We start from the raw sequence: 6296 nt of genomic DNA on the forward strand, positions 1-6296 counted from the left end.
CGGAACCGGTGCTCGATCCCGTCGCTGCCTCGCTCGCTAAAAACACCATACGCAACACTCTTCATGCCATTCGCGAGACAGGCAGGGCGCAACAGGCCCTTCCGCCTCACTTCGAGGAGAAGTTCGAAGGGGAGAATGCCGCAGAGTTTTTAAGGAAGGCATAAACCGTGCCGATACTTATCGGTGGACGGCTCAAAAAACGACGACGCCACGAGCAGAGGCCGTTAGTCGATCAGGAACGGCCCATCGCTGCTATGCGGGTCCGGGCCAGCCACAACCCCGCTCTCGAAAAGCTCGACCAGATGGGCCTTCACCGAATAGCCCGCCGCGACCGCCAGCCCGCCCTCAGCACCCGGATAATGGCGCGCGACAAGGTCCGAAATTGTCGCCGGAGCCTCTCTCAGACTGGCAAGAATCATCTCCTCGCGCTGACGGCGGTGATTGAGAAAATTCCGCACGAGCCGGCTTGGTCGCTCGATCGGATCGCCGTGCCCCGGCAGATAGATTGCATCATCGCGATCCATCAGCTTTCGCAGCGAATCGCGATACTGGCGCATGGAGCCATCCGGCGGGATGACGACGGTCGTCGACCAGCCCATCACATGGTCGCCGGTCAAAAGAATGCCAAGCGATGGCAGAGCGAAGGCCAGGTGATCCGACGTGTGTCCAGGAGTCCCGACGACCTCTATCCGATGGCCGGCGAGATCGAGTGCTTCGCCATCCGCAAGCGGGCGGTCGGGATGGAGCGCGGAGAAATCGACCGAGGCCTGATAGGCGATATCGGGCGACGACGCTGCAAGAAGCGGTGCGTCGAAACGCTTGCGGGCGCTCGTAACGAGGCCGCTGTGATCGCCGTGCCTGTGGGTAAGCATCACCGCTTCGACGCAGCGAGAACCGACTGCCTCAGACAGGGCGCCAAGATGGGCCTCATCTTCCGGCCCAGGATCAATGAGGACACACACATCGGCGTTTCCGACGACATAGCTGTTGGTACCCTTGAAGGTCATCGGGCCCGGATTGTCGGCGGTCACGCGGACGATGCCTTCCGGCAGCGAGAGGGGCTTTTCCTCAGGCACCGGCCGTCTCGCTGTCGGAAGCTACGGCGGTTCTTCGTTCGCGAGTGATCTCCCCGAGCTCTGCTCGTGCGGAATTGCTCTTCGGCGTCCACAATCCACGCTCGATCGCCTCAGCCAGCCGGTCTGCCATCTCCGCAAAGGCGTTACGATTGTTCTCTTCCATGAAGGCCCGCACCTCGGGATCGAGGACGAAGGCCCGGTAGACGGCATCGAAATGATGGTCTTTCACCGCCCCGGTCGTAGCCGCGAAGGCGAACATGTAGTCGACCGTCGCCGTGATCTCGAAAGCGCCCTTGTAGCCATGCCGCATGACGCCGGCGATCCATTTCGGATTGACGACGCGGGCGCGCACCACCCGACCGATCTCCTCGTCCAGCGCCCGGATAATCGGGCGCTCGGGCCGCGAATGATCGTTGTGATAGATGGCGGGCCGCGCGCCGGAGAGATGCTCCGCGGCGGCTGTCATCCCGCCCTCGAACTGGTAATAGTCGTCGGAATCGAGGAGATCGTGCTCGCGATTGTCCTGATTCTGGACCACAGCATCGATGCCAGCGAGGCGCCTTTCGAAGCCTTCGCGCTCCGGCGCGCCTTCCGCATCGCGGCCATAGGCGTAACCGCCCCATTCAAGATAGCTCTCGGCGAGGTCGGCGGCCGTGTCCCAGCCTTTTTCGTCGATCAGCGCCTGAAGCCCTGCCCCGTAAGCGCCAGGCTTGGAGCCATAGACTCGGAAGCCTGCACGCTTCGCGGCCTCGTCTTCACTCGTCCCGGAGGCGATCAGCTCTTTCTTTTCGGCCGCAATCCGCGCCGCGATCGGGTTGTCCTCTTCGTCTTCGTTCAGCGCTGCGACGGCCCGCACCGCTCGGTCGAAGAGCGCGATCTGGTCAGGAAAGGCATCGCGGAAAAAACCGGAAATCCGCAGGGTGACATCGACGCGAGGACGACCGAGCTCGGCGAGCGTCAGCACGCGAAAGCCGGTCACCCGACGCGAGGCGCGATCCCATTCAGGCGTCACGCCGATCAGCGCGAGCGCCTGCGCGATGTCGTCGCCGCCTGTGCGCATGTTCGACGTGCCCCAGGCGGTGAGCCCGATGCTCTGCGGATAGTCGCCATGGTCCTGCATGTGCCGCGTGACGAGCAGTTCCGCTGATTTTCGCCCGAGCTCGAACGCTGCCTCCGTGGGCACTGCGCGGGTATCGACCGAAAAGAAGTTCCGGCCCGTGGGTAGCACATCCGGCCGCCCCCGCGTCGGCGCTCCGGACGGACCCGGCTGGACGAACCGGCCTGAAAGCCCGGTCAACAGTCCGTCGATCTCCGCGCGTCCACAGGCCTCGACGGAAGGCATCAGCCGGCTGTGGATATCAGCCAGGATTGCCGCCGTCTGCGGCATTCCTTCCGGGCGCACCTCGCCCGCGACCAGCTGCGCTGCAAAGAGTTCGATCCGCTCGATCGTGTCGCCGTTCGTCCGCCACGGATCGGTGGATATCCTTTGGAGTTGCTGTGGATACGGCCCTTCCCATGGCCGCGCCATATCGCAATCCAGTGGATCGAAATCGGTCTCACCCAGCAAGTCCGCCGCAATCGCCCGGTGAAGCGAGCCCTCCGCCAGTTCGTGGCCGCGGGGCAGCCGCGCAAGCGCTACCGTGAGATCGGTGAGAAGCCGGCCCTCCGGCGCCTTGCCGAAGATGTGGAGCCCGTCGCGAATCTGCATCTCCTTCAGATCGCAGAGATAGGCGTCGAGCTTTTCCAGCGCGGTCTCGTCGCCTTCGTCCCCGCCAATCCCGGCATCCTGATCGAGGCCGATATCGCGCACGAGATCGAGAATGCGCGGCTTCAGCAGCGCCAGCCGGCGGGGATCGGTGCCCGAAGCTTCGTAGTATTCGTCGACGAGCGCTTCGAGGTCCTTGAGGTCTCCGTAGGTCTCGGCGCGGGTAAGCGGCGGTGTCAGATGATCGACGATCACCGCGCTCGCTCGGCGCTTGGCCTGCGTCCCTTCGCCCGGATCGTTGACGATGAAAGGATAGAGATGCGGGATTGGCCCGAATACGGCCTCCGGAAAGCAATCCGTGGACAACGCCAGCGCCTTGCCCGGCAGCCATTCGAGATTGCCGTGTTTGCCCATATGCACGACCGCATCCGCATCGGCCTTCGTCCTCAGATAGGCATAGAAAGCGATGTAGCTGTGCGGCGACACGAGATCCGGCGAGTGGTAGGTCTCCTTCGGATCGATATTGTAGCCGCGGGCCGGCTGGATGCCGAGGAGCGTGTTGCCGATGCGGGTGATCGGCAGGACGAACGCGTCCGTTTCCTCATGCCGGACGACGAACGGATCGGCCTCCGCCTCACCCCAGCGCTCCGTCACTCGGACGCGGACCGCTTCGGAAAGCGTTTCGAAAAAGGCACGATAATCCGCAAGCGAGAGCGTCTCTCGAATTTCGCGCGCGTCTGTACCGGCGTTCGTCGGACCAGCCATCAAATGATCGATCAGCGCATTGCCATCGGCAGGGATATCGCCGACCGCATAGCCCGCCGCTCCCATCGCCCGCAGCACCTCGATCGTACCAGCCGGCGTATCGAGCCCCACGCCGTTGCCAAGCCGCCCGTCGCGGTTCGGATAATTGGCTAGGACCAGAGCGATCTGCTTCTCGGCATTAGCCTTCCCACGCAATCGCGCCCAGCGTGCAGCAAGGGCCGCGACGAACTCGACCCGGTCGGCGACCGGCCTATGCGCGACGATATCGGTCTCGGTGAGATCGTCCCATTCGCCAGCGGTCTTGAAGGCAATCGCGCGTGAGAGAACCCGGCCATCAACCTCCGGCAACGCAACGCTCATCGCAAGATCACGCGCCGAAAGGCCCTGGCTTGACGCCTCCCAGGCCTTCGCATCGCCACTTGCGAGCACCGCCTGCATGACGAAGGCGCCGCTTTCTTCCAGCACGGTCGGTTCGCGCTCCGCGCCCGGCGAGGACACCGCGAAACCGGTGAGATTCACGACGACATCCGGCGGGTTCTCTGCGAACAGCCCGCGTACGGTCTCGATAGAAACCGCGTCCTTGAGGCTGGAGACGAAAATCGCCTCGGTATCAACCCCGGCTTCCGCCAAAGCCCGCGCCAAGGCTTCGATGGCCTGTGTCTGCCCGCTCTGGACGAGAGCCCGGTAGAAGATGATGGCAGCGCGGGGTTTATCTTGTCGATGGCCGCCTCGAGCCAATCCCAGCCGACCCGCCTTCAGGAGCGGTCGTGCATCCTCGGGCATCTCCGATCCGTCGAGCACTGCCCTGCAGCCGCGCAGGAAACTGTCGGCGTTTTCAGCGCCGCCCTCGATGAGATAGCGCCAAAGTTGCGCGCGCTCCGACGGCTCCAGCATGTCGTATTCATCGAGTCCGGCATCCGGCTTGTCGTCACCCGGCAGCACGCAGAGCTTCGCGCCGGATTTTTTCGCCGCCGCATGGAGCGCATCGAGCCCATAGGGCCAATAGGCGCGCCCGCCGAGCAGCCGCAAGACGATGAGCTTCGCATGACCCGCCGTGCGCTCGATATAAGCATCGACGGACATCGGATGCTTGAGCCGCAGAAAATTGGCCAGACGCAACGTGGGCGCCTCGTCACCAAGCCGCCGAGCGGCACCCGCGAGGCTCGCGATTTCGGTATCGGCCGCCGTCAGGAAGACCACATCGGCCGGCGACTGGCCGAGATCGACCGCCTCACCACCGTCGTCGATCGTTCCTTTCTGGGCGAGAAGAAGATGCATGTGTCGAACCGCTTATTCCGCGGCTTGGCGCGCCTCTCCCGAGACGATCGCATTCAGCTCGTTCGTGATCTCATCGCGTGCTGCCGCATCGAGATCGTGATGCAGCCCGATGACGACAAGCTTCGTCTCACGCATCTCGTCAGACTTCCACGGCCGGTCGAAATAAGTCTCGAGCCGCTTGCCCACCGCCTGGACGACGAGCCGCATCCTCTTGCCCGGAACGTCTGCAAACCCCTTCAGGCGCAGGATGTCATGCCGCGCGATGAGCGCCGGAAGCGCAGCTTCGAAAGCATCCCTATCGGCAAGCGACCCCGCATCGACGACGAAGCTCTCGAACTCATCGTGGTCATGCTCGTGAGGCTCGCCGATTTCATGCTCCATCTCGTGATGGGACTTGCGGTCGATGATCAGGTTTTCCGTCCCCGCCTCGATGCCCAGAAGCACGTCCGTCGGCAGCTTACCGTTTTCGCTTACAACCGTGCGCACGGTGCGCCCGGTCTTGGCTGCAATCTCCGAGCGCACCTTTTCCAGCGCGCCGAGGTCGATCAGATCCGCTTTGTTGAGAACCACGAGGTCGGCCGCGCGCAGCTGGTCCTCGAACAGCTCTTCCAGCGGATTGTCGTGGTCGAGGCTCTCGTCGGCCGCGCGCTGGGCGGCCACCTTCTCTTCGTCGTCCGACAAACGCCCATCTGCGACGGCCGCCGCATCGACCACGGTCACGACGCCGTCGACGGTCACGTTCGTCTTCACCTCAGGCCAGTTGAACGCGGCGACGAGCGGCTGCGGCAGTGCAAGTCCACTCGTCTCGATCACGATATGATCGGGCTTCTCTTCCCGAGCGAGAAGCTTGGTCATGGTCGGGATGAAGTCGTCGGCCACCGTGCAGCAGATGCAGCCATTGGTCAGCTCGACGACGTCGTCCTCAGTGCAGGTCTCGATCCCGCAGCCGGTGAGAATGTTGCCATCGACGCCAAGATCGCCGAATTCGTTGATGATCAACGCGATCTTACGACCGCCGGCATCTGCCAGCATGTTGCGGATAAGCGTCGTCTTGCCCGCGCCCAGGAATCCGGTGATGACGGTGGCGGGTATTTTCGACATGGATCGCGTACCTCTTGAACATGGTTTCGGCTTTGCACCATAGGGCAAAGCGCGTTTGCGCCTATGTCGCGCATATACCGGGCGAGGTCGAGGGGGTCCGTATTGGAAGCGAGGAGGCCTCCGGGCGTCCGGTTCAAGATAGCCGCTGCACCGTGGTCAGCCGCCGGGGCTGGCATTTCCTCTACCCCCGAACGCATAGAAGCCCCGTCCGTTTTTGCGGCGGGGCTTTCGTTTGTTCTGAGTTTTGTTGTTGTTGTTGTTGTGAAGAAGGTTTTTTGTTCTGCGTTTGGCGGACCTGGCGGCGACCGACTTTCCCGCGTCTTGAGACGAAGTATCATAGGCGCTGGCGCGTTTCACGGCCGAGTTCGGAA

3 protein-coding genes and 1 rRNA gene are annotated in these 6296 nt (G+C 63.2%); all 4 read right to left on the reverse strand.

What is annotated here, in order from left to right:
- Positions 1–224 precede the first annotated feature (224 nt).
- A complete protein-coding gene (locus ABRA89_RS15835) occupies positions 225–1076 on the reverse strand; it encodes an MBL fold metallo-hydrolase (protein WP_349942464.1) in 852 nt (283 codons plus the stop codon).
- Positions 1069–4824: a cobaltochelatase subunit CobN gene (gene cobN, locus ABRA89_RS15840; protein ID WP_349942465.1), complete on the reverse strand. Its 3756-nt coding sequence runs from the start codon at positions 4822–4824 to the stop codon at positions 1069–1071. Before cobN ends, ABRA89_RS15835 begins: the two co-directional genes overlap by 8 nt.
- 12 nt (positions 4825–4836) lie before the next feature.
- Positions 4837–5925 carry a cobalamin biosynthesis protein CobW gene (gene cobW, locus ABRA89_RS15845; RefSeq protein ID WP_349942466.1) on the reverse strand — a complete coding sequence of 363 codons (1089 nt, stop codon included), beginning with the start codon at positions 5923–5925 and terminating at the stop codon, positions 4837–4839.
- 293 nt (positions 5926–6218) lie between these two features.
- A 5S ribosomal RNA gene (rrf, locus tag ABRA89_RS20440) occupies positions 6219–6296 on the reverse strand; the annotation flags it as partial.

Origin of the sequence: Fulvimarina thalattae, from assembly GCF_040239565.1 — a bacterium.
Lineage (GTDB): Bacteria > Pseudomonadota > Alphaproteobacteria > Rhizobiales > Rhizobiaceae > Fulvimarina.